Genomic DNA, 25895 nt, shown 5'->3' with positions numbered 1-25895 from the left:
GACAATATTATAAAAAATATCCTATAGGTGCTTTACAAGCCGTTCAACCACTTGGTTCCTTCGGCCTCGGTAGGAAAAAACTTAATATTGAACTTACTCATATTTTTTACCGCAGTAGCAATGTACTCTCCTCCTATTTTAGCAAAAAAACTTGTAGAAGAAAGTACTCCGATATTGATATTGTCAGCAGGTAAGTTTTTCTTGGCTTTAGGAAACCACTTGGCAACTACCCAAGCACGTGCCTCAATACTAGCTTTTTCTATCCTACTCTGGTCTATAAACGCCTTACGCAGATTTTTTTCTGTAGCAATGCTCAACAGTGTATTCCAAATATTTTTATATTCATCAGTGGAAATTCTCCCGACGAAATACACATATACAATCCTATTATGAGCATCCAGGCGTACACTGCCATAAGATTCATTCAATATTACTTCCATGATGTGATGACTTTAATAAAACCTTAGTGATTAGTCTGATATGAAGAATAATAATTTATACCTTTAAAACAACGACGCAATAAATCCTTATCACCTCACTTGTTCTCGCAAAAATACAATCAATTCTATCTAAAATAAAATGTATACTATTTTTACAATACAAGATATTATACATAAAATTCAACATTAACAAAAAAAATGCTACTCTTAATAACAAAAGTAGCATTGTAATAAAAATTAAATAAGCGTAAATATAATCTAAGTCAAACGGATAAAATCAGTGTTTCAATTACCCTCAGAATCTAAACTCTTTTTTACTTTTTTCTGGGTTTGAGCAATAACAATACTTGCCCTTCACTCACTTGGTTTGAAGGCATTAAGTTCCATAAACGTATTTCAGGAATACTCAATTGGTGCGTCTTAGCTATTTGCTCCAGCGAATCACCCGCTTTTACCACATGGTAACTCCTGAGACGACGGTCACGTTTGATTTTCTTTCTATCTGGAAAGTACTTCACCTTACGCACTCTGTAATTCATATTTCGGTTATTCACCTGACGGGCAGCCGTTAATATTTTGGTTTTATTTTTCTCATAAAACTCCTTTTTATTAGAAGGAATACGTATCGGATAACCTTTCCAATGGGGTGTAAGTACTTGGCGTTTTAAGTGGGTATTCAACAAATGAATTTTTTCATAAGGTTCCTCAAGCGCCTTGGCAAACTTTTTAAGATCTATAAACTGCTTTACTATTACTACATTAGAAGGTATAGCAGGTATAGGGTTATTTAGGGTAAGGTTATGGTTCTTGTAATAATGTAAAGTATAGCTTGCTGCTATAAAAGCGGGTACATAGCCTCTGGTTTCTTTGGGCAAGTACTTATAAATATTCCAAAAGTCTTTTTTAAATGGTTTACCTTTGAGTGCCGCTTCTTTTTTGGCTTTTTTTACTGCCTGAATCACCCTGCCTGGACCACAGTTATAAGCTGCCAAAGTAAGCTGCCAATCGTTAAAGTATTTATTCATTCCCTGTAAATAACGACAAGCTGCATCAGTAGATTTATAAATATCCATTCGCTCATCTATCAGCCAGTCTTGACGCAAACCATAGCTGCTACCTGTGCTGGGAATAAACTGCCACAGACCAACCGCATTGGCAAAAGATTTTGCGTTGGGGCGTAAAGCAGACTCTACAATGGGCAAATACTTAAGCTCTTCAGGAATACCGTATCGCTTAAGGGCTTGTTCGAACACTGGAAAGTAAAAACTGGTACGACGGAGTATTTCTTCAGTGTACTTACGTTTGCGAATAGTGTACAAATGTACCCAACCCAACACATCTTTGTTGTAAGTGAGTTCAATAGCACTTTTCACCTTTGCTAAGCGTGCCTTTACTTGATTTTCGAGTACGGGGGGCACTAGGTTTTTATTGGGCTTTTTAATAGTACTTTTTACGGATGTAGCTTCATTGTTCTTTTCCAAATATGCCGACAGTTTCTTTTCCAGCCCGGCAGAAAATATGCTACCATCAAACGAAGTTCTTTCGGTTTGGCTGTAAACATTTGTCGCACCTGCCCACAGTGCTACTATTAAACAACCTTGTTTGATTGCTTTTTTTAAAGAATATTGCATAAATTTAACAACTTTATTTTTAATAATTATTTTAAGATAATTTAGGTTCATAATACCTGACTTGGGTTTGCCATCAATAGTTCAAGTTATAGCAGATAGTATGACAGTGTTGATCAATATGAATACATTGAATAATATATTCATGGTATAATATATAGTGTTCCTTTAATTATTTGACCAGGTAAGGTCATAGTTTTAGATTGGTACTTTTATAACGCACAAGGCAAGGTTTTTATGATAAAATTTACGATATAAAATTGTACTAATTTTATATTTCACATTTCCCTACCTCTGTACGCTTTCTCTCTTATTATACATTTGCTGGTTTACCCTGTCATAAGCACTGGCAGGAATCTTAGATACATAATCCGATTTTTTTTGTGCAGGGCGTACCCAGTCAAGGTAACCTTTTGCCCAAGCATACGCCAGTCCTAGTACTAAAATGCCCACAAAGATTATAACCTCGATCAGCGCAAACCATCCCCATTGACCTTGGGTACCTTCAATAAGTTCTTTTTGCCCAAATACTGTTGCCCAGGGAAACAGGAATAAAATCTCAACCTCGAACAAGACAAACAATAAGGCCACCAAATAAAAACGAATATTGAAATGCCCCCATACATTGCCCACAGCATCTTCGCCACACTCGTAGGTAGTGAGTTTCTCAGGGTTGGGGCGTTTAGGGCGTAGTAGGTAACTTATCAAAAAAGTAACTGATACAAATGCAACACCCCCTATAATGAAGAGGAGAATAATACCAAATTCTTGTATTTCAGGGTTTTGCATGGTTTTAAATTTAATAAAAATATCAGGTTTAGTAGCTTGACAAAGTTAGTAAATTTGATAAAAAAAACTAGTTTTCATTTTTTAGTCTCATATAAAAACAAGTTAGTTGCCCGATTCTTTGACATTACAGTAAAACTCTGTACTTTTGCATACTTTTTTTTGAAAATTTTTTCTGGAGGACATCCCCCTAAATGTGTTGAAAGCATCATGAACAAGAGAATAGCTAAAAAAATCTTAAAGAATAAAGACCGTGAAGTCACCATAGAAAAAGGTGGCAAAGAAGTAGCTAAAAAAAGCTATCACTTAGCTCAAATCAAAAAAGCTGAGACGGTAATGCGTCGTTACGAAAAAAATCAGCCTAAAGGTGAGTAATACCTATCAAGGTTGCATTTGATATTGCCTGCAAACAGTGTTTGTAGGCTTTTTTTATGCCTTAAAAACAGTCTCCACTTTAGCTCTTATACCTATAAATTTTCGAGTAAAAAGTGTTCATTAAAGGTCATATAAAAAAATATGTAGGATATTTTTGAAGGTGGAGGAGCTTGAGTGAGGTAGTGTAGAACACTTACCTCAAACCCTCCTGATATTTAAGGCATTTATATACTCTTTTTATCTTTAAGCCAGTTTACTGCATCGTTCATGCTTTTAAAGTTTTTATAAGTAAGCCTCCCCCCTTTCACTCTTTCTTCTAAGTCTTTGCTTGACATCTGACTAAATATGTTTTCTGACAACAGTGAAGCACCAAACTTTAAGCCTGCATCCATGGCTCTTGGAAACCAGTCTTCTTCCAACCAAACGTTGGTTTTTCTATAAGTACCTTGTACTGAGGTTTTATCAGATAAAAACTTACCAGTACTACAGGCTACTGCTGCTTCTATAATAGCATTAGAGCCTTCCATTACAAACTGAGGACTTATATACCCCAGCCAATTGATTAACAAATAATCGTCAATGGCATTATAACGGATATTCAAATAAGTACGCCCGTGATCGGTAGTATATGTTCTTTCGTAATTCATTGTGTATATAGTTTTAATTTAAGCTCGTAACTATTGCAAAACCTGATGGCTTTGCCTACTTAGAAGCCCCAACAAGGTTCTAGCGACTAGGCGCTAGATGCACCCTGTTTAACTGCGTTGAGCTCATCACAGCAAGCTGCTGTAGATTCGGTTCATAGGCAACTAACAAATTTACAGTACGCTTATTTTCAGTTAGTTATAAATTTATTAGTTAGAAGCTAGGGTTCCAGGCAGGTTAACCATTACCTGTTCAATGCATACTGATACACAACTGATAAGTTAATGAAGACAGAAAAGGATTGTTTATAAGGCTGTTTGCCTACTATTGAAAAAGTAAAGGTGTTTGTGGAAGAGGATGAGCTAAAAGAAGGAAAACTGGAAGCATTCTATTTATATCCATAAAAATAACAAGTAAAACTGTAAAATATACTGTATTTTTATTAAAAATATTACACAAGTTTTATTTAGAAACACTTACATTTATTGCCTTTGATCACTACAAGCTTTGTTTTACCAGATTTTCTCAAACCTTTACACGCTTGTATTTCCCTTAGAAAACGACAACTTATGAATACAACTTTTGCTGAAATCATTACCATTGGTGATGAGATTTTATATGGCCAAATTACTGACACTAACTCCCAATGGATAAGTGCTGAGTTGGACAAAATAGGAGTAAAAACTATCAGAAAATCATCAGTAGGTGATGATGAAACTCAGATTTTAGACATTTTGAAAGAAGCCAGCCAACGGGCCAGTATAATTTTAATTACAGGAGGTTTAGGGCCTACCAAAGACGATATTACAAAAAAAACACTGGCTAAATACTTTGGAGCAAATCTGGTCATTCACGAACCTGCACTTCAAAAAATTGAAGAGCTTTTCAGAGAACGAAACATTCCTATATTAGAAAGTAATCGCCAGCAGGCGGCCATTCCAGACAATGCTACTTATATTACCAATCGTTCGGGCACAGCACCTGGTATGTGGTTCGAGCACGAAGGTAGCGTGTTTGTATCGATGCCAGGGGTTCCGCATGAGATGAAGGTATTGATGATAGAAGAGGTTATTCCTAGAATCCATAGTTTTTTTAGTACTCCTATTATCCATCACCGCATGATCAAAACTTTTGGCAAGGGTGAGTCGTTGCTTGCCGACATTATCAAGGACTGGGAAGATAACCTACCCGAAAATATTAAACTGGCTTATTTGCCTCATTATGGGCATGTACGCCTGCGCCTGACTGGAATAGGACAAGATGAGGCTACAATAAAGCAGCAAATAGCAGATGAAGAAGCTAAAGTAACGCCTTTGATTCACAAGTACATTTATGGTTATGACAACGATACATTAGAAGAAAACTTAGGCAAGCTATTGGTAGAAAAGGGTAAAACCATTGCTACTGCTGAAAGCTGTACAGGGGGTTTTCTTGCCCATTTGTTTACCAAAATACCTGGTAGTTCGCGCTACCTGTTAGGGGGCATTGTAGCATACAGTAACGAAATAAAAATGAGTCGGTTAGGGGTGAAAGAAGAAACACTAAAGGCACATGGTGCAGTAAGCGAACAAACTATTCGTGAAATGGCAGAAAATGTACGCGAAAGGTTTGGTACCGATATAGGGGTGGCAAGCAGTGGAGTGGCTGGACCAGGTGGAGGCTCAGAAGAAAAGCCTGTAGGCACTGTTTGGATTGCCTACGCAGATGAAAATGGTACTTATAGCAAAAAACTTATGCTTACACCTGATAGGCAACTCAATATTGAAATTACCGCAAATGTTATCCTTGACTTGGTACGCAAAAAACAACAAGGGCTGATTCAATAATAAGTTTAAGTTGGATGACAAAAGTCACCATAAAAAAAACGCTTACAACGCAAGATTTGTAAGCGTCTTTATATCGTTATCTGTTTGATACGCCAACCAGTACCTCAGGAACGAATACCTAATACATTGTAGCCTTGGTTTTTTCAGCCAATTTAGTCCCTTGATTTTATTTCAAGAGGATAAAGTATTAGTTAAGCGAGAATGGAGGAATCACCAACATAGAAGCTTCATGGTGGAACATCAATTCGTGAATATGAAATTTCATATATTTGATAAGAGGGAAAGTAGATAAAACATCCATTACTTCGGTGCCCGACTTGGCATTAATGGTTACCCAAAGTTTAGAACGGTCTAGTGCCAACGAATAGCTACTAATGGTACGGTTGCCCATCAGTTTATTAATCTTGAGGCGTTGTGCTGGAACCAAAGCCATAAAGTCTTCATCTAATTCTTCTGGCAGGTCGATATCTATCATATATTGATTCATAGTGTTGGTATTTTATTGTTGAATATTGTCATTATACTTGTAAGCAGATGGTATTATAAATTTCTCAATTATTATTCAGTTTTTCTATTCTAAAAAATCTTTGCCGGAGTATTTTTAATTATCATACTTTTATTACTTTAACTTAATTCTGAAACAGAAAGTTATGCCAATATTCAAATGATTTGTCAGATAACCAAGATTCTCACTGTCAAAATATTGATTAACTTCACCAGAATTACCAAGCAAAAGCGATCAGTGTTAAACCAAGCGATTTCTCAAATAATAAAACCTTAATCACCTGTTTATCAAAACGTTACTATTTAAAACTCATTACTTAACATCAACTAATCACCTCTAAAAAATCGCTTCAAGATACCACTCCATCTTTTTTTAGCTGTTGTTTCCATTTTTTGTCGCGGCTCATAAGGTTTCGATTACTCAAAACAAAGCCCACAGCTAACGTCAACATAAGTAATCCACCAGCTCCAAACGCTGTAGATAATGACCACCTCAAGGCAATTGGTTCGCTAATGACAGGAGCAAAGAACTGCCCTATAAATACTGCCATTGTAAGCCCACCAATCAAACGTCCTCTGATTTTTGCCGGAGCCAACGACATTAACCATAGGCTGGGGTTGGGCATCAAGAGTCCCATACCCAAACCACTAAATACCATTCCTACTAATATGATAACATACCCTTGTGCCAAACTCACCAGGCTAAAACCAATGCCTAGCAATCCAAAAGCAATGGCGTAGATTTGCATATAACTTAACCTTTTTTTCAGTTGTTGATAACTAGCCGAAGTAACGGCCCCCATCATTGTACTTACCACTATAGCAAGTCCAACCAAAGAGCTTTTTTCTATATTTAAGCTTTTGAGCAAAAACGGAAGCTGCACAGGTATCATATAAAACAACAACATGCTTAAGAAGGTAATGATGTAAATAAAGCCTATCAAAAACTTAGGATAGACAGCTGGGCCACTATTTATTTGCCCTATGTTTTTATCCGTAGTTTTAACAGGTTCAACCAGGTAGGTATAAGCAAGTGGCAATACCACCAATGAAAAGAAATACAAGGCAAAAGGAAAACGCCAGTTGAGATCTGCCAAGGCACCACCGCTTCCGACAAACACCATTCCACCAAAAGCCATAAATGCCCCTTGTATGCCCATAAACCGGTTCCGCTCCTCTCCTTCCAAATAGTCGGCAATAAGCGTAGTTGCTGAGGTCATCACACCTGCCACTGCTACACCTAACAAAGCCCTGCCTGCCAGTATACTGTATAAATCGCTAAAGTACAACCCAGTGGTACCACCCAAGGCATAAATTATCAAACTTATGAACAACAACTGAAGTCGCCCAAACTTATCAATCATAATTCCTACCAGCGGCGATACCAAGGCAATCATTAAGGCAGGTAAAGTAAGTACCAACTTAGACAAAAAGTCTGCATGGGGTGTATTGGCAAACACTTCGCTCATTTTAGGCAAAGAAGGAGCAATAGTGGCTCCTGACATCACCGTTAAGCTACTCGCCAGTAACAAAACCAGCTTGACTATATTTTTATTTTTCAGTAACATACATTTAAAACTTTGACAATAGTTGATATATCAACAGTATAATTTAATAAAAACCCGACAATTCGCCGGGCAATGTTTTAAATACTAGCTAGAGCACCCTATACAATCAATTTCACTGTTTGCGGGTTTTACTCCATTCAGTTTCATTTCAAGATTATGGATTTGATCTCTAATCTCCATATCTTCAAAAAGTTTCCCGGTAAGTTGGGATTTCAGTTCTTCAATCTCACCACTTAATTTTACTTTTAAATCTTCTGTCAACTGTTCCATAGAGTAATAATTATGAAAGTTTATAAACAATTTGTAGTCTAATAACGCTGATATTCAGGACATAGAAAAGTTTGCTGGTAGCAATATTTAAAAAATTTTATTTGTCAAACCTCTCAGTTCGCCCTATATACCCCGAATATTTCTGCAAAACATCACGTAATCTAAGGTTTTACACAGGATTTTGCAAAAAATCAATCCAAATATTTAGCCAAAAATGACTTGTCATTTACACCACTCAACCAATTTATTTTAGGCTTTCTTTATATTTTCAATTTATTTGCCTTGGAATTCATGGTTTGGGATCAAACCCTCTTCTACACACTTCAAGGCAATTTTTAAAGACTTGACGTAACACATTTTTACAGTTTTCAAGATCTGCCTGATCTATGTTTTGCTGCAAATCAGTCAGCGTTTTTTCCGCTATTTTACTTAACTCTGCTTTTACCTGTTTCCCTTCATTTGTCAAGTAAATCAGCTTGTTACGCCGATCGTTCTTATCAGAAATTCTCACCACAAGGTTTCGCTTTTCCAGGCCATCTACCAAACGGGTAATACTTGCTTTATCCTTGCCAACTTTACAGGCAATCTCTTGCTGATTGAGCCCGTCATCATCCAAAATCTGTAACAATACAATCCATTGTTCGCCTGTAACATTGAACCCTGCCTGCAAAAAATTTTGGTTGAGTTGATGACTCATTGCACGGGCAGTATGATTGACCAAGTACCCTAATGAGTCGTCTAAATTATAAGATTTATCCGACATAATATTTAGTTGCATTATCAACTATCGCAAATGTATTGCATTTAACTTTAAAAAACAACGTGCAATTTAATATAAGCTTATACAGCATTTGTAAAAGGTTCAAAAAATAAGTATTATTGTTTATATTCATATTGAATGAATCAGACTCTTGATTATTTTTCGAAATAACCTTTCGTGTGAGGGAAGCACTGAACTGTTGATTTGTATATCTAACTTTCACCCATTCATATCCCGTTGTTCAGGTAAATTGTTCAGGCAAGTTTTAGATTTTATTTACTACCATTTTTATGCATCTTTGGTCTATCTACATATTACTCTTTTATTACCTGACTTGTGCCTTTACCTGCACTATTGTTCATAGCCAATCAAACACCCCACCTTACGATACTACCCACGTAGTCCAACTCAACCAACAAGCAGTAGAGTCTTTGGCAAACCAACAAACACACTTGGCATTGCGTAAGGCACAACAAGCGCTGCGTTTGGCACAAGCCAATAGTTATATACAAGGTAAAGCACAAAGCTTGTTCATTTTAGGTAAAATAAGCCATCACCATAAAAAATTTGCCACCTCTCTCAATTTTTTTCTTAAAGCCAAGGCAGTATATCAAACCCTTCAACAACCATCTAGTATAGCTCAGGTATATTACGAAATCGGTAACTTATACCTTCATTGGCAAAGCCCTACCAAAGCCCTTCACTATTTTCGGCAAAGTCGTGACCTTATCACAGCTCAACACTACAACGCTGACCTAATGTGTAAAGTACTGGACAACACTGGACAAGCTTATTGGCGAATGGAGTTATACAAAAAAGCCTCAACCGTGTACCAGCAATTGTTGGGTATGCAAAGTAGTGAGCCAGCAAAAGAACGCCTGCGTACCCTCAAAAAACTGGCAAAAATACATAAACAAACCAACGCTTACCATATATCGTTGGCATACGAGCAATTAATTTTAAAAACTCAGAAAGAAACAGAGTCTGCCACAGAAAAAGCAATTACATTAAATAGTATTGGTTTTTTGTACAAAAAATTAAACCAACACACTGAGGCCATCAATGCTTTCAAACAGTCGCTGGTTTTGTATAAAAGAGCACACCAAAAAGGTAAAGTAAAAGGTTATCAAAACTTTTGTGCCATACTACTCACTAATATAGGCATTACCTACAACCTGTTACAAGAGCCACAGCAGGCCCAACAATATTTTATGGAAGCAATGGAGTTTAGGCAGCAAACTGGGGATGCACTAGACATTGCCCGCCTGCACAATCTCATTGCTACTAACTATTGCATTCGGGGGAACCCTGATCGGGCACAAGAATATTTGCAGAAAGCAGTGAATATTGCAAAAGCCCAACAAAACAAGGAGGTTTTACAAAATAGCTACAAGGTCTTTATCAAAATTTATGAACAACAAAACAGACCAAAAAAAGTAAAAGCTTACTACAAATTGCTGATACAATTAAAAGAAGAGATAGAAGTAGAAAACCGGCAAAAACTAAAGGACTTATATACCCGGCAGCTCACCATTGACCAAAAAGAAGCAGACTATCAACTATTGCTGACTGAAGAAGAAAAACAGGCTTCGCTCAACCGTAAATTACAGCTTGAAAGTGAAAAAAAAGGACAAAATTTGGCGCTTAAAGCTTCTGAACTGTCACTACTACGCAAAGATCAAGAGTTGCAGCAGTCGATACTGGCCAACGAATTATTGGAAAAAAACAAAGTGAAACAATTGCTTTCACTGGCAGAGCAAAGGTTGTATACCGAAGAACAAAAACTTCTGATAGACTCACTACGCAATAATAAAAAACTTCAGAAACTTGCACTGGAACGCCAACAAGCTCAAGACAAAGAGCGACAACAGAGAATTGCCTTGCTTGAAAAAGACAGAAAACTTAAGCAACAAGTATTGCATGAAGAACGGGCACTGAGGCATAATACACTGATAGGGATGAGTGTATTGCTGATGATTATTCTGGCGGCGATTTATCAGATACGCAAGCGCAATAAAATGTTGAAACAACGCAATGCTATTATCAAAAAGCATCAGCAAGAATCACAACAATTTGCCAACAAATTGATGAAGATAAATGAAAGGCTGAAAAACAAAGAAAAAGTGCTCAAAGCTACCAACACCAAGCTAGAGCAACAAAACCTTGAGATAAAAGCACATAACTTTATTTTAAGTGATACAATAGATGAGCTGGGGCGTAAAAATCAACATATCCAAGATAGCTTGCATTATGCCAAACGTATGCAAGAGGCAATGTTGCCCTACAAGGCTGAAATGGATGCAGTGTTTCAAGAACATTTCGTGATTTTTAAACCCAGAGAGATTGTATCAGGTGATTTTTACTGGTTTGCGTCCGTAAAACCCAAAAAAAACAATCAATCACTGGCTCTGTCTCACCCCTTGCTTTTGTTTGCTGTAGTAGACTGTACCGGGCATGGGGTACCAGGTGGATTTTTAAGCATGATGGGGTTTGCACTTCTCAACGAAATTGTACACATAGAGAAGGTATTGGCTCCTGCCCAAATACTGCAAAGACTAGATACTGAGCTACGCCAGAGCCTAAAACAGGAAAATAGCACAAATAATGATGGCATGGATATTTGCCTTTGTACGCTGGAAAAAAACAAAGAACAAGGGCACACCTTAAGTTTTGCTGGTGCCAAGCGTCCTTTGTATTATGTGTTACCTCAGGCACCTAATGAACTCGCACAGTTACCAGCAAACCGCTATTCAATTGGCGGCAACAAGCGCCACAAAGAATTTGAACAACATTGTTTGCAGTTGCCCCAAGGCTCTATTTTATATTTGTCAACCGACGGAATGATTCACCTACCCAACTCTCGACGCCGTAATTTTGGCTCAAGCCGTTTTAAAAAAATGCTGGCGCACTATGCCCACTTACCTTTGGCAAAACAACGTCAGGCTATTGCTGCCACATTGAACGACTTTCAGAAAAATGAGGAAGAGCAACGCGATGATGTTACATTGGTAGGGGTAAAGGTTTGATCAAATGAACTTGGTTGCTTTATCAAACAAACAATATCAAGCTCAAAGCCATTACCATCATTCCAGCAATCATTCCATAAATAGACAAATGGTGCTCACCATATTCGCGGGCAGCAGGCAACAATTCATCTAATGAAATAAACACCATGATACCAGCAACCCCGGCAAATAGTACCCCAAAAGTAATGTCGTTGAAAATGGAATAAAAGATAAAGTAACCCACAATGGCTCCCACCGGCTCGGCAAGCCCCGATAAAAACGAGTACCGAAAAGCCTTCTTTTTGTCATGAGTAGCAAAATAGATAGGCACTGATACAGCAATGCCTTCAGGAATATTGTGAATGGCAATTGCCACCGCAATAGGTATACCCAAGGTAGGGTCTTTGAGTGCTGCGGCAAAGGTAGCGAGTCCTTCCGGGAAATTGTGAATAGCAATAGCCAAGGCAGTAAAAACACCCACTTTATACAAACTCTTCCTGTTTTGGTACTCCTCATCTTTTTCTTTGTCGTCTATATCTTCTACTTTGATATTTTCGTGGGGATTTTCAAAATGAGGAATCAACTTGTCAATTAAAGCAATGAGTAGCATACCACCAAAAAAAGATACTACTGTAATGATGTACCCCATCTTTACTCCTAAATCTTGGGTAAGTGCATCTTTAGCCTTGACAAATATCTCGACAAATGATACGTAAATCATTACACCAGCAGAAAAGCCAAGTGCTATTGATAAAAATTTAGTGTTGGTGGTTTTAGAAAAGAAAGCCATTGCACTACCTATTCCAGTAGATAACCCGGCAAAAAGAGTCAGCCCAAAAGCAAACCATAAATTACTGTCGCTCCAATCCATTATACAAATTATTCAAATGCAACAACAAATTTATAGGTTATTTTTAGCCTATCCTAAAAAATTTTTATGTTTTAACTAAATGTATCATTTACTTCGCTTATTTTAGAACCTGTCTAAAAATCAATTGATTTATTTTTAAAAGTAAAAACAGCGTTCGCTTAGTTAGATTTGGTTTATTTGGTTAGCCCAAAATACTTCATTTTTAACTCCAAAGATAAAGTTAGCCAAACAACAAACCTTTGTGCCATAAAGCGAGCAAGTCCATCGTAATGGCTACCCCATAATGCAACAACACCCCTAACCAAATAGAATTGTTTTTCAGACTAAAAGTTCCTAATATCAAACCTGCTACAATTGCTCCTAAGGTTTCGGGCAAAGGTTTACCAAAGTGAATCATACAATAGGGCAGCATGGCTACCCAAATACTATAAGCTCCCAACTGTTTTTTGATTCCATGTAGTATAAACCCACGAAAGAAAAACTCTACTGCCACAAACTGCAGTAAGTACACTAGTTGCCATAAGACAAAGTAACGTTCCCAGGCCACTTCATTGGGCTTAGGTTGATAAAAAGGGTATTTGGCAAGAAAAACCGGAGAGGATGACACAACCCATACTAGGGGCAACATACATAGCAAACATGTGATATAGATGAGTATATCTTGACGAGTAGCACGCCACTGCCAACCAAAGTCTTTGAGTGGCTTTTTGAGCCACCATCTGATATATACCAAGGGCACCAGTAAAAAAAAGACTATAGTAACCATTGACCAATACACCGTTTTTATCCACTGGGGATGTGCATGAATTTTCAGCCAATGCTTTAGTTGGTTACTCAACGGCAAACTTATGTTTGCCAACGATTTAACTAAATAACTGAGGCTACCCCAATATTCGGTAAACACCAAACACAGTATTGCCGTGGTCAGTATTCCAATGGTTTGATTGTTTAAGCCAACACCGTGCATCTGGGGAGTAGCTTCCTGCGATACCTTTTGAAATGTGCTCAAAAATAGCTTCCGCCAGAGTTTTTTCAACATTAGAAGTTATAAAAAAATGAGGCAATTATTTTTCACTAAATGGAGCAAAGTTGTTAAAAAATCTTTTCTCAAACCATCAAAATTCACTTTAAGCTCATTCCTTGCAAATAATCTCGTACTTTGCAGACTTAAAACAGATTTTGCACAAAAAAATGATTGAAGCCAAAAACATTAATAAATCTTACGGAGATAAGGAAGTCTTAAAAGGAATAAATCTTGCAGTAAAAAAAGCTGAAATTATATCTATTGTGGGGCGCTCAGGGGTAGGCAAAAGCACGTTATTGCATATACTCAGTACATTGGATGTACCCGACCAGGGCGAGGTAGTAATGAATGGGCAAAACATTAATTTGTTGCGTGGACAAAAACTGGCAAAATTTCGTAATGAACACATTGGCTTTGTGTTTCAGTTTCATAACCTATTGCCCGAATTTAGTATTCTGGAAAATGTAAGCTTACCTGCTTTTTTGGCAAAAAAACAAAAAAAAGCCACTGAAGAACGAGCGTTGGAGTTATTAAGCTTGTTGGGCGTGGCGGAAATTGCTCATAAAACTCCAGCACAAGTATCGGGTGGAGAACGACAGAGAGCAGCCATTGCACGAGCATTGATCAATGCTCCTACAGTAGTATTTGCCGATGAACCCAGTGGTAATCTGGATACTGAAAACTCTCAAGAGTTACACAAATTATTTTTAAAACTCCGAGAAGAGTTCCAACAAACTTTTGTAGTGGTAACCCACGACGAAAACCTCGCCGAACTTGCTGATCGTAAGATAGTAATGGTAGATGGACTCATTGTAAACAATGGTAAGCACTCAAATAAAGAGCTTTGAGCTAAACAAATAGAATATAACTAATTGATTATCTGAGCGTTTTAACACAATATTAGCACTTCAATAATTTGTGAAATTCAGCATATTTTGCTTCTTTTGCAGCTTGATTCAGTGCGTTTAAACCTATGATAAAGCCTACTCGCATACTAATGCTGATGGTATATGTAATTGCCATACTTGCAGCTGTTTCACTTTTGATGCCTAAAGAAGTGAAAATAAGCGAAAAACAAGTCATTCGATTCCCTCAAGCCTCTGATGTTCTACCTGCCAACCAACCTACTTATAAAAACATAGACAAGCTTACAGATCAGTTTGATACTTCAAACCCTAAAAATACAGGAGGTTCAAAACAAAACGGGCACAGTAAAACCGCACAAGGCAATGATAGCATAAAGTCTCAGGATTCTACTAAAAAAAATATCCAAGCTTACCGTCCTCCTGACTCATTGCGCCTAAAACCTGAACTAAAAATACAATATCCAGAGGGACAAGATAGTTTACTCTTCCCATTTTTCAGGGCTTTGACCTCATTGCAGGAAAAAACAGCCACCCGATTGGTACGAGTGTTGCATTATGGAGACTCACAACTAGAGGGTGACCGAATTACCGCATTTTTGCGTGAAAAGTTTCAGCAACAGTTTGGTGGTGGTGGTGTAGGTGTACTAGACATTGTGGATAAGCTCCATACCAAAACTTCTTTTTATCAAAAGGCAGATAGGCGCTGGATCAAAGCTTCTATTTTTGGTAGAACCTTTCGCCGTACCAATTCTAAGTATTATGGCATATTGGGCAGTTATTATCGTTTTTTGAATCCTGCCACAGGATATAATGAATTCGGTGAAAATGAGTATAATTTTTCAACGCCACAACCGTTATTTAGAAAAGCAAGTTACATTGCTAAACCACTGAAAACTACACAGATAGCGGCATCTGTATCTTACAGAGCACTAGCGTCAGCTACTCCTAAGCAAAAAGCTGTTCAAAATATCAAAATACTTTATAGAAATCAAAAAGCCCCATTTGAGTTGAGAATCAATGTCAAAAACGATTCCTCAATCAGGGTAAAAGTTCCTGTATCAGATGAGTTCAATTATTATCAGCACAAGCTGACTAAACCACTGGAACAGGTACAAATTAAAGTAGTGGGCACACAAAGCCCCCAAATTTATGGGGTTGCCTTAGATGCTAATCAGGGCATTACTTTTGACAATATACCTCTTAGGGGTAGTTCAGGAGTAGAGTTTACCCGTATACAACGCGAACATTATCGCAAGTTAATCCGCACAATGAATGTAAAGTTCATTGTGCTTCAGTTTGGTGTTAACATTGTACCGCATGTACTTACTAATTATGAATGGTACGAAAAAATGTTTTACCAACAGTTGAAATTCCTTAAGAGCCTTGATCCTGAGTTAAGTATCCTGGTTATTGGAGTTTCTGACATGTCGCGGCGTACTGCCGGAGGATATACAACATATCCAAATGTACCCTTGATTCGAGAAGCCCAGAAAAACGCTGCTTTCAAAGCAGGTTGTGCTTTTTGGGACTTATATGAAGCAATGGGTGGCAAAAATTCAATGCCTAGCTGGGTTTTTCATAAACCAGCTCTGGCAAACCGAGATTTTACTCACTTTACAGGCAAAGGAGCATTAATTGTCTCTGAAATGCTGTACAAAGCCATACTTTCAGAATATGACAAGTTCTATCAATTATATCGTTAGTTTATACATCAGTCTTTGGGCATCTTTTAATTATCAACATCTGGCTAAACTGCCCAACACACCTACAGTAGAGCGAAAATACCCGTTTGTACGCTACGATTACAATCAGGTATATAAACCCCAACAAGGAAAGGCTTTTAGTCATTTTTACCAAGCATTGGATGAGTACCTGCAAGATAAACGCCGCAAGGTTAATATCATGCATATAGGTGACTCTCACCTTCAGGCCGACTTCTTGTCTGATCAGGTACGAAAACACTTCAAATATCAACCTCATTTTGGACTTGCCGGACGAGGCTATGTTTTTCCACACTCTATGGCTAAATCTTATGATCCTCACACTTATAAAACTACCTATTCGGGTAAGTGGTCGGGCAGTTGGGCAACTAACTTTGCCAAGCATGCCTCTTGGGGCATCAGTGGTATGGTAGCTTCCACTTATGATCAAAACGCACGCTTTACAATTAACCCAAATCGCCAAGGACATAAATACAGCATTAATCGGGTCAAAGTTTTTTATAATACCCGTAATCGTTCTTCTTTTCAGGTAAAACTGATTACCACGCACGAGGTTCTATCACCCCAAAGGATTGTAGCAGATGGTTATGTAGAGTTTTTACTGAAACACCCAGTAAACAAAGTAACTATAGCCATGAACAAGAACCGCCCAGGGCAAAATTCATTTGTATTGGAGGGGGTTTCGTTAGAAAACAATGACAAGGGCGTGATTTACCACTCGGCTGGTGCCAATGGTGCTACTGTAAAGTCATTTTTACGCAGTCCCAGGGTAGTAAATCAAGTAAAAAGTATTCAACCTGATTTGGTCATTATTTCATTAGGTACCAACGATGCTTATACTCACCGTTTTAATGCCCAGCAATTTAAGCGTGATTATAGCATTTTGATTGGACGTATCAAAAGAGCAGCTCCCAAGGCTTCTATTTTACTTACGACTCCTGGCGATTGCCTATACCGAGGGCGTAAGAACTACAGTAATAACTATGCTGCCCGTAAGATTTTTGAACTTGCCGAAGAGATGGATTGTGCGGTTTGGGATATTTATACCATTATGGGTGGTTTGGGCTCTATCAAAAAATGGGGACGCTACAAGTTATCAAGCCGTGACTACATCCACTTGAGTGGTAAAGGGTACCGTTTACAAGGCGACTTACTTTACCAAGCGTTGATTCAAGACTATAGAATGCACGCTCTAAAAATGGTAGATATGAACTAAAAAACAGTTAACTTTTGTACAAAAAAAGGTTGAGCAAAGTAAAATTGTCCTGCTCAATCTTTTTTTATTGGTACCTTTCACTCATTTCTTATTCCGACTCCTGCGTTTGTTTTTCACTATCTACCAGGCTTTTTTCATAAGCAATGGTTTTGTCTATACCTATGATATAAGGCACGCTTTCTTTGTAACCTAACATGTCACGTATTTTCTGGGAATTTATTACCAGATGCTGCCCATAATCATACTCATCTTTAGTAAGCTCTTCTTCAAACTCATTGGGGGCATCACTGATAATATTTTGTTTTACTGTAATAATCTCCCCCTTCCAGCCAGTAAGCGCTTTGAGCAACTCAATAATTTCAAACTGGCTATAAGTTTTAGCAGCACCCACATTAAATACATCATTACGAGCAGCAGGTTCACTAATCGCCAAATCTATAGCACGTACCGCATCTTTTACATACGCCCTTGTCCACCGCCAGTGGGCTTTGTGTTCAGGTATTAATATTTCAGTTTCTCCAGTAAGCATTGGGCGAATATACGCTGACAGTTTTTTGTGGGTATCATGCTCGCCATACAAAGCCGCCATTCGCAAAATGGTTACATCTATGTTACCATTGCCCAATAAGGTTTGCTCTACCTGAATTTTTTCATAGTCGTACATGAGGTCGTTAAACTGCTCAGGCTGACGATAAGGAAACATTTTGGTTCTTAGTTCACTTTTTTCGTTGAGTACACCAGGCATTACAGCCTCACCACTTCCGTGAAAAATCTGATAAGCTTTGTATACATCAGCACTACTCAATGCAATGATATGAGAAGTAATTCCTTGAAAAACCTCCAATAAATCTTCAGCATCTTGCTGAGTATACGGAATGAGGTCAACGACTACATCGGGTTTGAAAAGCTCAAATTGTGCCCGATAGTTTTTCAGGTGCATGCGGTTGCCCTGTATAGTGAGCACACCTTGTGGCAACTCAAATGTGGGGGCATTGCGGCTAAACAAAATTAACTGATTGTGTTCTTTGTTGAGCTGCTCTACCAAATGCCGACCGATAAACCCTGTCCCACCTATCAATAATATGTTTTTCATAATCGTTTTGTCATTATTTTGTTAACTTGCTTTGGCTGGAGAGTAAACCAAAAGTCACTCTCTATTTGTTCCAAGGCTCATTTATATTACATACTCAATTTACTTATGTCTAATCTTGTTTTCAAGGTATTTTTACCTTTGGCACTCGCCTTTATTATGTTTGGCATGGGGCTTACCCTTACCCTGGCAGATTTTAAGCGAGTGATTTCGCTCCCCAAAGCTACGGCTATAGGGTTAATCAATCAATTAATTTTGCTTCCTTTATTTGGACTGTTAGTGGTAAGTATCTTTCCACTTTCTCCTGCACTCACCGTAGGCTTGCTTTTGCTTGCTTTTTGCCCAGGCGGGTCTACCTCCAACATGATCTCTTATTTGGCTAAAGCTGACGTGGCTTTGTCCGTGACCCTTACTGCCATCAGTAGTTTACTTACAGTAATTACAATTCCGGTATTTATGGGGTTGGCAATCAACAAGTTTATGGGTGACGAAACCTCCCTTAATGTACTGAGCATCATTCTCCCTATGTTTGCCATTGCCATTGTCCCAATAGCCATTGGCATGTTTATCAAAGCTAGATCAAAAACCATTGCCAAATCAATAGAAAAAATACTCGCACCTTTTTCTATTGGCTTTTTTATATTCATTATAGCGGCGGCAATTTATAGCAATCGGGCTAGCTTTTTTACTCAATTACGTCAGGCAGCAGTACCAGTGCTGTTGCTTAATGTAGTAATGATGGCTTTTGGGTATTTTTCGGCAAGAATATTCAAAGTAAATGTACGCCAGAGTTTTACTATTGCCCTCGAAACAGGCATTCAGAATGGTACACTTGCCATTACTATCGCTGCTTCGGTATTGCATAATGCCGAAATGGCTACCCCTGGGGCAGTATATGGCTTGTTGATGTTTTTTACTGTGGTTCCGGTGGTGCTATTTGCCCGAAAAGCTTCAAGGGGAGTAAAAGTTTGATTTTTCAGCTATTTGACACACATCAGTTCTAAACCTGATTTATATCATAGAATTGCTCAATAAAAAGTAGCTACTTGCACTCATTAAAAAAAGAAATCAAAAATATTTAATCCTTATAGATATGAAAAAAAGAGAGTTAGTTACCAAGATAATGACGGACAACCCTGTAACCATTACTTTACAGGATTCTTTGATTGATGCACAGAAAATGATGGAAGACAAAAAAATCCGCCATTTGCCTGTAGTAGACAATCAAGAGATTATAGGCATGTTAAGTTATACTGACTTAATGCGGGTAAACTTTGTGGATAGTTATGGCAAGGGCAACGAGCAAGTAACTACCACTTTGTACAGTGTACTTACCATTGAACAAGTAATGATTGACCAATTGGTAACAGTAAATACAGAAACCACCATCAGAGAAGCCGCTGAAATCTTATCTAAGAAAGAGTTTCATGCATTGCCAGTAATAGACAACAACGGCTTAGTAGGTATTATTACTACTACCGATCTTATCAAGTATTTATTGGAACAATATCACTAAGAGATATATAAAGATTACAGCCCACAAAGCTTACTTTATTAAGTCTATATTTTTCACAAGTTTAGTTTTCCAATCAAACCGCTCACTGATTCCTTGTTAGTGAGCGATTTTTTTTGGTCTATTTCACGTCATTTTTTTTGGCAAGTCGTCAGTTGGCAACTATGATCGACTATGTGTAAGATTGTTGGTAAAACAAGAAAAAAGCCCTCCCCTATTTATACCAGTGCGATTTACCAAACTGAGTAGGGTCAAAAAAGTCTCTGGGCAACTTTGGGCTGGTGTCTATGTTGGTGTACTCTTCTACTTGTACCAACCTGCCATTTAGTTCAAAACTCACTTTTTGCTCTACCCAACCACCTCCAGTAGCTTTATGGTTTGCATATTGTACATCCAATACTTTTGCAGGTGTGCTGCGAGTAGTGCGTATTCGCCTTACTACATAAAAATGTGCCTGGTCTAGCCAGAATTGAGCGGTCTTAAGGTCGCCTTTTTTAGCACCTATCACATATACTGGGTGCCCTTTATAAGTATTGGCATGAAACAAATTGGTATTATAACCTCCTTTTTTCAAAATACGCAGGCACTTTTTAAGGCTATAGTAATAAAGCCCTCCTTTCATCAATAAAAAATGCTGAGGGTCATAGCGAGTGTTGATCAATTTGCCTTGTTTGAAGCGGTATGCCGAATCAGCAGCAAAAATAACTGATTTACCATTTTTGAGGTCACCTATATCTATTCTAAATTGATTAGGGTAACGAATGGCTTCATACCAGGTAGCAGGTGCTGATGGTTGTCCTTGAGCATTGTAACGAATGGTTTTTTGGATAAAAGTAAAAGCCTTGAACCATTTGCCATCATAGCGTTTTTTCATTGCCTTAAGCAAACGTTTAGTAGAGTTAACTTTGCCCTGACTATGGGCAAGGGGGGGTGTCAGGCTGAGTATCAGCAAAAGACTAAATATGGTCAAGTGTTTTTTCATGAACGTAGTATTTTATAAAAAAAGGTTGCCTGTTTTACTGCCAGACAACCTTGTATTCTTTGTGTGATGCCCCTCAAAATTATTTACATTTTTTTCGGCGACGAGTATCTATAATTGAAATGATTTTCCAGCCTTTTTCACTTTTAAACAACTGGAAATTATTTACTCCACAGTGGCTTAATTTACCATTGAGGTAAAACTGATAGGGAGTCCATACACTGGCAAGATTGTCATCAATTTGCACAACATATTTACTGATGCGCTCATCATAAGTATCTTCAGGCTTTTTCTTTTTGATAGATTCTACAAATTTGGTGTAGGCTCCGCCGTTGTGCAGTACCGATTTACCAGTTTTCCGATGGGTAAAAGTAGTTTGCAAGGTGGCGTTTTCGTAAAAAGCACCTGCTACCATGTCAGGGTTGCCCTGACGCATGCCGTCAAACAATTGTTTGATCACTGCCTTTACTTTTTTGCTTTCGTTTTTTATATCTTGTGCCTGTACTGCGGCAGCCATGGTTACGCTTAGTAACACTGCCCATACACTTTTTGCTATATAAGTCATTTTAACAGGAATTTAAGTTATAGAATCTCCTCGTTTTCGAGTAAAAATAGCTATCAGCTACCCATCAGAGATACTTTAATGTATTTAGTTATTTAAGAAATCTTCACTTTTTCCAGAATCCAATTACTAACAATGCTGAGCAAACGATAATTTTTTGCATTATTTCTGTTTCTGCGATTTTGCCTGCTACGCTGCATGGTTTTCATCGCATTGAGCCAATGATCACTGTTGGGCAACTCTGTATAAGTAGCCTTGCCAGGATGTTTACTGTTTACAATTTTGGCAATCAAGGCATGGTCTTTAGCAAAACTCACAAAGTCGGCTTTGCCGTGCACTACCAACACATGGGCGTTGATTTTCAACCAGTTTTTTGCCAGGTTAAGACTGCCTACCGAGCGTAAGTATTGGCTGTGCTGTGGATAACGTAAATGTGGTGCAGTTTCGGGATATTTAGCTATAATATCTTGAGTGGCTTGCTTTTCTACCATGAGGTAATGTAAAGCTTTTTCTTTGGCTTGCATTATTACACTTATTTCATCATAGGGCGTGCCTGCCATTTCTGCCTGACGGCGAGTGTTTTCCATTTCATACTCTAACCAGTTCCTCCCTCCTACCGTACCATAAGCAATGACTCCCTTGACTGGCATTTGGCTTGCAACAATGGGGGCGATAATACCTCCCATACTAAAACCAAACATAAACACCTGATTAGCATCTACATAAGACATCTTTTTCAACGCCTTGATTCCTTGACGGTAGCCTTCTACCTCTTCTTCAAAAGAACATTCCCGACAAGGGGCGCCTTGACTATCTCCCATTCCGGTCTTTTCTACCTGCATTACCACCATTCCTCTACCTGTCAATGAGTCGGAGATCGCTTTTGAAAAACGGTTTACAGGACTGTCTATCGTCGCACAACCCAAACCCTGTACAATCAATACTGCCGGATACTTACCATTGCCTTTGGGCTTGGTGATAATAGTACGCAAATGATTGGTGTTGGCTTTTACCGAGCTGTATATTACATCATAAGTTTTACTTTGCATTTTTGGAAACTCCTGAAAAGTCATGTGGGCTTGACGTTGTTTTCCTTGGCGGTAATAGGTCAGTTTTACTTTATCATTTGCCTTAAATTTCTTGAGTAAAGGCATAAACTGACGTACGTTAACAATGGAGTATTGATTAATAGCTGTCAAAATATCGCCCACCTTAAGTTTGGCAAATGCCAAGCTCGAACCAGGCAGTACGCGAACAAGGTGTACCCCTTGTTGAGTAGGTAACTTGAGGCTTTTTTGCTGAGCTTCGGTCACATTTTGCAATTGGGCTCCTAAGAAAGCGCGACGAGGAAGTTGTTGTGCCTGAATACACTGTGACAGTAATGTAACAAGTATGAACAGCAGTGAGCATTTTAAGTTTTTCATGGGTATACAATAGTATTGTTGTGTTCCTGGTTCTTTGCTAAGCACTTTGGCTTCTATACAAAACTTATGGCAATTGGTAAAAATGGTTATCTTTTGCCCCCACTGAAGCAGACAGGAGGAAAGAGCAAAACTGTTTTTTGTGCCAGCCAAAATGTTCATAATATAAAAATACACATTTGATGCAGAGAAAAATTGTCAAAAACTGCTTATTCAAGGAAAAATAGGTACTTTGAGATATTGATGGTGCTTTTTACCTATAAACTACCCTGTCTTTTAGGTTGAAAGTTAAAAATCTTGCTTTTGCATTGCTAAGAATGTCATTTCCCTGATTTGATCGGACTTGAAAGCCTAAGAGCCTGTCGAATGTTATGTTTTAATTTAGGATAAACTCTTTGTTAAATTCAAAATGCCTGAACCAATGAAAAAATTAATCCTTGTGTTGTTGCCCATACTTATTGCCATTGGTTTGATAAGCTGTGGCGGTAGCAACACGCAAAAGACTACTTCAAATACGGACTCCAGCCAGACAACTACCCAACAACCTCAAGAAGAAAACCCTGCGGCTGAGGGCTTCGATGCCCAAAACTCAGACCCTAAGGCCATTAAAATAGCCGATGAGGTAATGAAAGCAAGTGGGGGTCGTGCCAATTGGGATAAAACACGTTTGATTAGTTGGAACTTTTTTAATCGGCGACAATTGTACTGGGACAAAAAAACGGGAGATGTACGCATTGATTACAACAATGGCAAAATGAACATATTACTAAATGTGTACCGTGAACCACTCAAAGGCAAAGTACGAAAGGACAGTGTAGAAATAACTCAAGCCGACTCACTGCAAAAATACCTGAAGCGAGGCAAAAGTGTATGGATCAATGACATGTATTGGTTATGTATGCCTTTTAAACTGAAAGATTCAGGGGTAACTCTTAAGTATGCCCGCGAAGACACTGTAAAAGGAGGTAGAAAAGCTGATGTGTTGACACTTTCGTTTAAGAATGTGGGCGATACTCCACAAAACAAATATGAGGTGTATGTAGACCAACAAAGCAAACTGGTGGCACAATGGGCGTACTTTAAAGAAGCCAGCCAAGATTCTGCTAACTTTGTAATGCCTTGGCTCGACTACCAAAAATATGGCAACTTGATGCTATCGGGCAATCGGGGCAGAGCCAAACTATCAAACATACAGGTAGTAGATGATGTGCCCGAAAAATTGTTCACGTCTTTTGATAAGGTAACATTGAAATAGATCATAAGCTGGTCTTGACCTGCAAGACCAACTTGTTTTTTCAAAAAAGCATAGCATAGTTTACTGCTTCCTATACAAGTCTATAATGTCAGCACTTACCCAATAAATATCGTTGTTGCGGGTAAAGAAGAAATACTTCCCATCTTTGGTTACAAAGGGGCATAACTCGTGGCTTACCGTATTAATCAGGCTTCCCATGTCTTTGGCTTTGCCCCAGCTCCCATCTTTTTGTTTAAAACTAATATACAAATCACCTCGTCGCGAAGCATCTCCACGAATAGAACAAAATATCAAATAAGACTCATCATACGCCACAAACACGTCGGCTTCATAACGGCGGGTATTCACTCCAGGTCCCAAACGAACAGAAGGCTGAAATTTGCCTTTTTTAAGGCGTGACACATAAACATCGTAATTGTAGGAGCGTTTGGCTGCATGGTTCGACGAGAAGTACATGCTCCCCTTTTGGGTAAAAGAGATGTAATATTCGTTTTTGTCAGTATTAATATTGCGCCCGGCATTGATAGGTTTGCTCCAGCCCTGTGTGGTACGTTGGATGTACCATATATCAGCATCTTTTTTTGCTCCTTTGCCGCTCAGTGGTCTATTAGAGATAAAATACAGTCTTTGTTCGTCGGGCGACAAAAAGGGGTCATGGTAGGTATATTGAGGGTGTTTCAGCAACACCTTCGGTTTGCTCCATTGCCCATTTACCAATTTACAATAGCGTATTTCTGGTTTTTGATCAATATCTACTCCATAAAAAAACTCAGTGCCATCAGCAGAAAACACCGACCCAAACTCTACCTCTGCTTGGGTAGAAATGAGCCCAGGAGCAAATTTTTTTGGCTTTGACAATGGAGGGGTTTGTCCTAAGTATTTTTTGGATTGGGCAAAACTCCCAAAAGCATAACACATGCTAAGAATAAGAAGAGTTCTATGTATCATTTGTCAATTATAAGTTTTTTTAATAAAGTACATAATCTATGTACAAAGACGCAAATTCTCCACTTTAAAACTCTCCCTTTGCCCATTTTTCTTGCAACTCAATGTATTTTTCGCGAGGCTGGCAAGTTTTCCAATTGATGTGGTGGCGACGGCACACTCTGATATGAAACACCAGCCCTAGCAAAGGGTGTAAAATGATAAAAAACAAGGCGTAGTGATCAAACCAATATATAAGGGCTACCGAAATGGTGAGGTAAAAAACAGCTTTGCCAGGTTGCTTCCAGCGGGGGCGCACCAGCTTGCCTGTATGTAAGTACCCTAGTACCCATAGCAAAACTGCTACTAGAAGGTAAATGTATTGTAGGTGATTCATAAATATTGAGTAGATGGTTTATTTACTTTTTTCAAACAATACGCCACGCAGATGATGTCTGCCACATTGCCAGCATTCAAGGTTTTTTTACCAAAACCAGATAATTTTCTTTTTCCCCAAACCTATTCTTCTTTTATTTAGTTTATAATAGCCTTAGTAAAACTACAAAAATAACCTAATCCACTGAATTTCGTCTCTGACCGTTGTACTTCTTCAAAAAATAGTTCCGTAGCCAAGGCTACGCAAAGA

Annotated in this window: 25 protein-coding genes; 9 read left to right on the top strand and 16 right to left on the bottom strand. The window is 38.3% G+C overall.

The genetic code is table 11. From position 1 onward, the window contains the following. Positions 1-32: 32 nt before the first annotated feature. From M23134_RS39040 to M23134_RS27850, 3 genes are all read right to left on the bottom strand, one after another. Positions 33-440 carry a hypothetical protein gene (locus M23134_RS39040; RefSeq protein WP_157558685.1) on the bottom strand — a complete coding sequence of 136 codons (408 nt, stop codon included), beginning with the start codon at positions 438-440 and terminating at the stop codon, positions 33-35. Between the two features lie 314 nt (positions 441-754). Beyond that, complete coding sequence (locus tag M23134_RS27855) at positions 755-2071, bottom strand: lytic transglycosylase domain-containing protein (RefSeq protein ID WP_002702011.1); 1317 nt, start codon at positions 2069-2071, stop codon at positions 755-757. A 285-nt stretch (positions 2072-2356) separates the two neighbouring features. After that, positions 2357-2857, bottom strand: coding sequence for an NADH-quinone oxidoreductase subunit A (locus M23134_RS27850; protein WP_002702009.1), 501 nt, complete (start codon positions 2855-2857; stop codon positions 2357-2359). Between the two features lie 207 nt (positions 2858-3064). Here M23134_RS27850 and M23134_RS41420 point away from each other — a divergent pair, with 207 nt between their 5' ends. After that, on the top strand, positions 3065-3229 hold the full coding sequence (locus M23134_RS41420) for a hypothetical protein (RefSeq protein WP_002702008.1): 165 nt from the start codon (positions 3065-3067) through the stop codon (positions 3227-3229). A 224-nt stretch (positions 3230-3453) separates the two neighbouring features. On the opposite strand, the gene M23134_RS39035 is transcribed toward M23134_RS41420, so the two are convergent. Next, positions 3454-3876 carry a hypothetical protein gene (locus M23134_RS39035; protein WP_002702006.1) on the bottom strand — a complete coding sequence of 141 codons (423 nt, stop codon included), beginning with the start codon at positions 3874-3876 and terminating at the stop codon, positions 3454-3456. Between the two features lie 567 nt (positions 3877-4443). Here M23134_RS39035 and M23134_RS27835 point away from each other — a divergent pair. Beyond that, positions 4444-5700 (top strand): competence/damage-inducible protein A, encoded by a 1257-nt coding sequence (locus M23134_RS27835; protein ID WP_002702005.1) that lies wholly within the window; start codon positions 4444-4446, stop codon positions 5698-5700. 187 nt (positions 5701-5887) lie between these two features. Here M23134_RS27835 and M23134_RS27830 read toward each other — a convergent pair whose 3' ends face one another. The 4 genes from M23134_RS27830 to M23134_RS27815 form a co-directional block, all read right to left on the bottom strand. Beyond that, entirely contained in the window at positions 5888-6187 is a 300-nt protein-coding gene (locus tag M23134_RS27830; protein WP_045114480.1) for a hypothetical protein, read from the bottom strand. A 367-nt stretch (positions 6188-6554) separates the two neighbouring features. Then, positions 6555-7772 carry an MFS transporter gene (locus M23134_RS27825; RefSeq protein WP_002702001.1) on the bottom strand — a complete coding sequence of 406 codons (1218 nt, stop codon included), beginning with the start codon at positions 7770-7772 and terminating at the stop codon, positions 6555-6557. Positions 7773-7856: 84 nt separating this feature from the next. Continuing rightward, complete coding sequence (locus M23134_RS27820; RefSeq protein WP_002701999.1) at positions 7857-8042, bottom strand: hypothetical protein; 186 nt, start codon at positions 8040-8042, stop codon at positions 7857-7859. Between the two features lie 289 nt (positions 8043-8331). Next, on the bottom strand, positions 8332-8805 hold the full coding sequence (locus M23134_RS27815; protein ID WP_045114479.1) for a MarR family winged helix-turn-helix transcriptional regulator: 474 nt from the start codon (positions 8803-8805) through the stop codon (positions 8332-8334). Between the two features lie 287 nt (positions 8806-9092). Here M23134_RS27815 and M23134_RS27810 point away from each other — a divergent pair, with 287 nt between their 5' ends. Beyond that, positions 9093-11828, top strand: coding sequence for a SpoIIE family protein phosphatase (locus M23134_RS27810; protein ID WP_002701996.1), 2736 nt, complete (start codon positions 9093-9095; stop codon positions 11826-11828). Positions 11829-11850: 22 nt separating this feature from the next. Here the strand turns inward: M23134_RS27810 and zupT are convergent, their stop codons facing one another. Then, positions 11851-12678, bottom strand: coding sequence for a zinc transporter ZupT (zupT, locus tag M23134_RS27805; protein ID WP_002701994.1), 828 nt, complete (start codon positions 12676-12678; stop codon positions 11851-11853). 220 nt (positions 12679-12898) lie between these two features. Then, positions 12899-13717, bottom strand: coding sequence for a CPBP family intramembrane glutamic endopeptidase (locus M23134_RS27800; protein WP_002701992.1), 819 nt, complete (start codon positions 13715-13717; stop codon positions 12899-12901). A gap of 152 nt (positions 13718-13869) precedes the next feature. Here M23134_RS27800 and M23134_RS27795 point away from each other — a divergent pair, with 152 nt between their 5' ends. The 3 genes from M23134_RS27795 to M23134_RS27785 all read left to right on the top strand — a co-directional run bounded on the left by M23134_RS27795 (position 13870) and on the right by M23134_RS27785 (position 17505). Further along, positions 13870-14550 carry an ABC transporter ATP-binding protein gene (locus tag M23134_RS27795; RefSeq protein WP_045114478.1) on the top strand — a complete coding sequence of 227 codons (681 nt, stop codon included), beginning with the start codon at positions 13870-13872 and terminating at the stop codon, positions 14548-14550. A gap of 125 nt (positions 14551-14675) precedes the next feature. Beyond that, positions 14676-16271 (top strand): SGNH/GDSL hydrolase family protein, encoded by a 1596-nt coding sequence (locus M23134_RS27790; RefSeq protein ID WP_157558684.1) that lies wholly within the window; start codon positions 14676-14678, stop codon positions 16269-16271. After that, positions 16243-17505 carry a GDSL-type esterase/lipase family protein gene (locus M23134_RS27785; RefSeq protein WP_002701988.1) on the top strand — a complete coding sequence of 421 codons (1263 nt, stop codon included), beginning with the start codon at positions 16243-16245 and terminating at the stop codon, positions 17503-17505. The genes M23134_RS27790 and M23134_RS27785 overlap by 29 nt, the downstream gene beginning before the upstream one ends. An 88-nt stretch (positions 17506-17593) precedes the next feature. Here the strand turns inward: M23134_RS27785 and M23134_RS27780 are convergent, their stop codons facing one another. After that, on the bottom strand, positions 17594-18598 hold the full coding sequence (locus M23134_RS27780; protein WP_002701987.1) for an NAD-dependent epimerase/dehydratase family protein: 1005 nt from the start codon (positions 18596-18598) through the stop codon (positions 17594-17596). 105 nt (positions 18599-18703) lie between these two features. Here M23134_RS27780 and M23134_RS27775 point away from each other — a divergent pair, with 105 nt between their 5' ends. Together M23134_RS27775 and M23134_RS27770 are read left to right on the top strand one after the other, a co-directional pair. Beyond that, complete coding sequence (locus M23134_RS27775) at positions 18704-19567, top strand: bile acid:sodium symporter family protein (RefSeq protein ID WP_002701986.1); 864 nt, start codon at positions 18704-18706, stop codon at positions 19565-19567. A gap of 121 nt (positions 19568-19688) precedes the next feature. After that, the gene (locus M23134_RS27770; protein ID WP_002701985.1) at positions 19689-20111 is read left to right on the top strand and encodes a CBS domain-containing protein; all 423 of its coding nucleotides are present in this window, start codon (positions 19689-19691) and stop codon (positions 20109-20111) included. A 211-nt stretch (positions 20112-20322) separates the two neighbouring features. On the opposite strand, the gene M23134_RS27765 is transcribed toward M23134_RS27770, so the two are convergent. The 3 genes from M23134_RS27765 to M23134_RS27755 all read right to left on the bottom strand — a co-directional run bounded on the left by M23134_RS27765 (position 20323) and on the right by M23134_RS27755 (position 23073). Then, positions 20323-21090 (bottom strand): hypothetical protein, encoded by a 768-nt coding sequence (locus tag M23134_RS27765; RefSeq protein WP_002701984.1) that lies wholly within the window; start codon positions 21088-21090, stop codon positions 20323-20325. A gap of 79 nt (positions 21091-21169) precedes the next feature. Then, positions 21170-21652: a nuclear transport factor 2 family protein gene (locus tag M23134_RS27760; protein WP_002701983.1), complete on the bottom strand. Its 483-nt coding sequence runs from the start codon at positions 21650-21652 to the stop codon at positions 21170-21172. 92 nt (positions 21653-21744) lie between these two features. Continuing rightward, positions 21745-23073 carry an alpha/beta hydrolase family protein gene (locus M23134_RS27755; RefSeq protein WP_198145106.1) on the bottom strand — a complete coding sequence of 443 codons (1329 nt, stop codon included), beginning with the start codon at positions 23071-23073 and terminating at the stop codon, positions 21745-21747. A gap of 418 nt (positions 23074-23491) precedes the next feature. On the opposite strand from M23134_RS27755, the gene M23134_RS27750 reads away from it, so the two are divergent. Then, positions 23492-24325 carry a hypothetical protein gene (locus M23134_RS27750; protein ID WP_198145105.1) on the top strand — a complete coding sequence of 278 codons (834 nt, stop codon included), beginning with the start codon at positions 23492-23494 and terminating at the stop codon, positions 24323-24325. Positions 24326-24385: 60 nt separating this feature from the next. On the opposite strand, the gene M23134_RS27745 is transcribed toward M23134_RS27750, so the two are convergent. After that, positions 24386-25273 carry a PD40 domain-containing protein gene (locus M23134_RS27745; protein ID WP_198145104.1) on the bottom strand — a complete coding sequence of 296 codons (888 nt, stop codon included), beginning with the start codon at positions 25271-25273 and terminating at the stop codon, positions 24386-24388. 64 nt (positions 25274-25337) lie between these two features. Then, positions 25338-25646 (bottom strand): hypothetical protein, encoded by a 309-nt coding sequence (locus M23134_RS27740; RefSeq protein ID WP_002701977.1) that lies wholly within the window; start codon positions 25644-25646, stop codon positions 25338-25340. Positions 25647-25895 lie beyond the last annotated feature (249 nt).

It is taken from the genome of Microscilla marina ATCC 23134 (assembly GCF_000169175.1).
GTDB lineage: Bacteria > Bacteroidota > Bacteroidia > Cytophagales > Microscillaceae > Microscilla > Microscilla marina.
Note: the sequence above shows the minus strand (reverse complement) of the source record. Positions and strands in the feature narration are given on the sequence as shown.

Coding starts and splice junctions, on each gene's coding strand:
- M23134_RS27835 (WP_002702005.1), top strand. CDS start 4,444: ATGAATACAACTTTTGCTGAAATCATTACCATTGGTGATGAGATTTTA.
- M23134_RS41420 (WP_002702008.1), top strand. CDS start 3,065: ATGAACAAGAGAATAGCTAAAAAAATCTTAAAGAATAAAGACCGTGAA.
- M23134_RS27795 (WP_045114478.1), top strand. CDS start 13,870: ATGATTGAAGCCAAAAACATTAATAAATCTTACGGAGATAAGGAAGTC.
- M23134_RS27760 (WP_002701983.1), bottom strand. CDS start 21,652: ATGACTTATATAGCAAAAAGTGTATGGGCAGTGTTACTAAGCGTAACC.
- M23134_RS27810 (WP_002701996.1), top strand. CDS start 9,093: ATGCATCTTTGGTCTATCTACATATTACTCTTTTATTACCTGACTTGT.
- M23134_RS27750 (WP_198145105.1), top strand. CDS start 23,492: ATGAAAAAATTAATCCTTGTGTTGTTGCCCATACTTATTGCCATTGGT.
- M23134_RS27755 (WP_198145106.1), bottom strand. CDS start 23,073: ATGAAAAACTTAAAATGCTCACTGCTGTTCATACTTGTTACATTACTG.
- M23134_RS27825 (WP_002702001.1), bottom strand. CDS start 7,772: ATGTTACTGAAAAATAAAAATATAGTCAAGCTGGTTTTGTTACTGGCG.
- M23134_RS27830 (WP_045114480.1), bottom strand. CDS start 6,187: ATGAATCAATATATGATAGATATCGACCTGCCAGAAGAATTAGATGAA.
- M23134_RS27770 (WP_002701985.1), top strand. CDS start 19,689: ATGAAAAAAAGAGAGTTAGTTACCAAGATAATGACGGACAACCCTGTA.
- M23134_RS27790 (WP_157558684.1), top strand. CDS start 14,676: ATGATAAAGCCTACTCGCATACTAATGCTGATGGTATATGTAATTGCC.
- M23134_RS27785 (WP_002701988.1), top strand. CDS start 16,243: ATGACAAGTTCTATCAATTATATCGTTAGTTTATACATCAGTCTTTGG.
- M23134_RS27815 (WP_045114479.1), bottom strand. CDS start 8,805: ATGTCGGATAAATCTTATAATTTAGACGACTCATTAGGGTACTTGGTC.
- M23134_RS27850 (WP_002702009.1), bottom strand. CDS start 2,857: ATGCAAAACCCTGAAATACAAGAATTTGGTATTATTCTCCTCTTCATT.
- M23134_RS27745 (WP_198145104.1), bottom strand. CDS start 25,273: ATGATACATAGAACTCTTCTTATTCTTAGCATGTGTTATGCTTTTGGG.
- M23134_RS27800 (WP_002701992.1), bottom strand. CDS start 13,717: ATGTTGAAAAAACTCTGGCGGAAGCTATTTTTGAGCACATTTCAAAAG.
- M23134_RS39035 (WP_002702006.1), bottom strand. CDS start 3,876: ATGAATTACGAAAGAACATATACTACCGATCACGGGCGTACTTATTTG.
- M23134_RS27855 (WP_002702011.1), bottom strand. CDS start 2,071: ATGCAATATTCTTTAAAAAAAGCAATCAAACAAGGTTGTTTAATAGTA.
- M23134_RS27765 (WP_002701984.1), bottom strand. CDS start 21,090: ATGAAAAAACACTTGACCATATTTAGTCTTTTGCTGATACTCAGCCTG.
- M23134_RS27820 (WP_002701999.1), bottom strand. CDS start 8,042: ATGGAACAGTTGACAGAAGATTTAAAAGTAAAATTAAGTGGTGAGATT.
- M23134_RS39040 (WP_157558685.1), bottom strand. CDS start 440: ATGGAAGTAATATTGAATGAATCTTATGGCAGTGTACGCCTGGATGCT.
- M23134_RS27740 (WP_002701977.1), bottom strand. CDS start 25,646: ATGAATCACCTACAATACATTTACCTTCTAGTAGCAGTTTTGCTATGG.
- M23134_RS27775 (WP_002701986.1), top strand. CDS start 18,704: ATGTCTAATCTTGTTTTCAAGGTATTTTTACCTTTGGCACTCGCCTTT.
- zupT (WP_002701994.1), bottom strand. CDS start 12,678: ATGGATTGGAGCGACAGTAATTTATGGTTTGCTTTTGGGCTGACTCTT.
- M23134_RS27780 (WP_002701987.1), bottom strand. CDS start 18,598: ATGAAAAACATATTATTGATAGGTGGGACAGGGTTTATCGGTCGGCAT.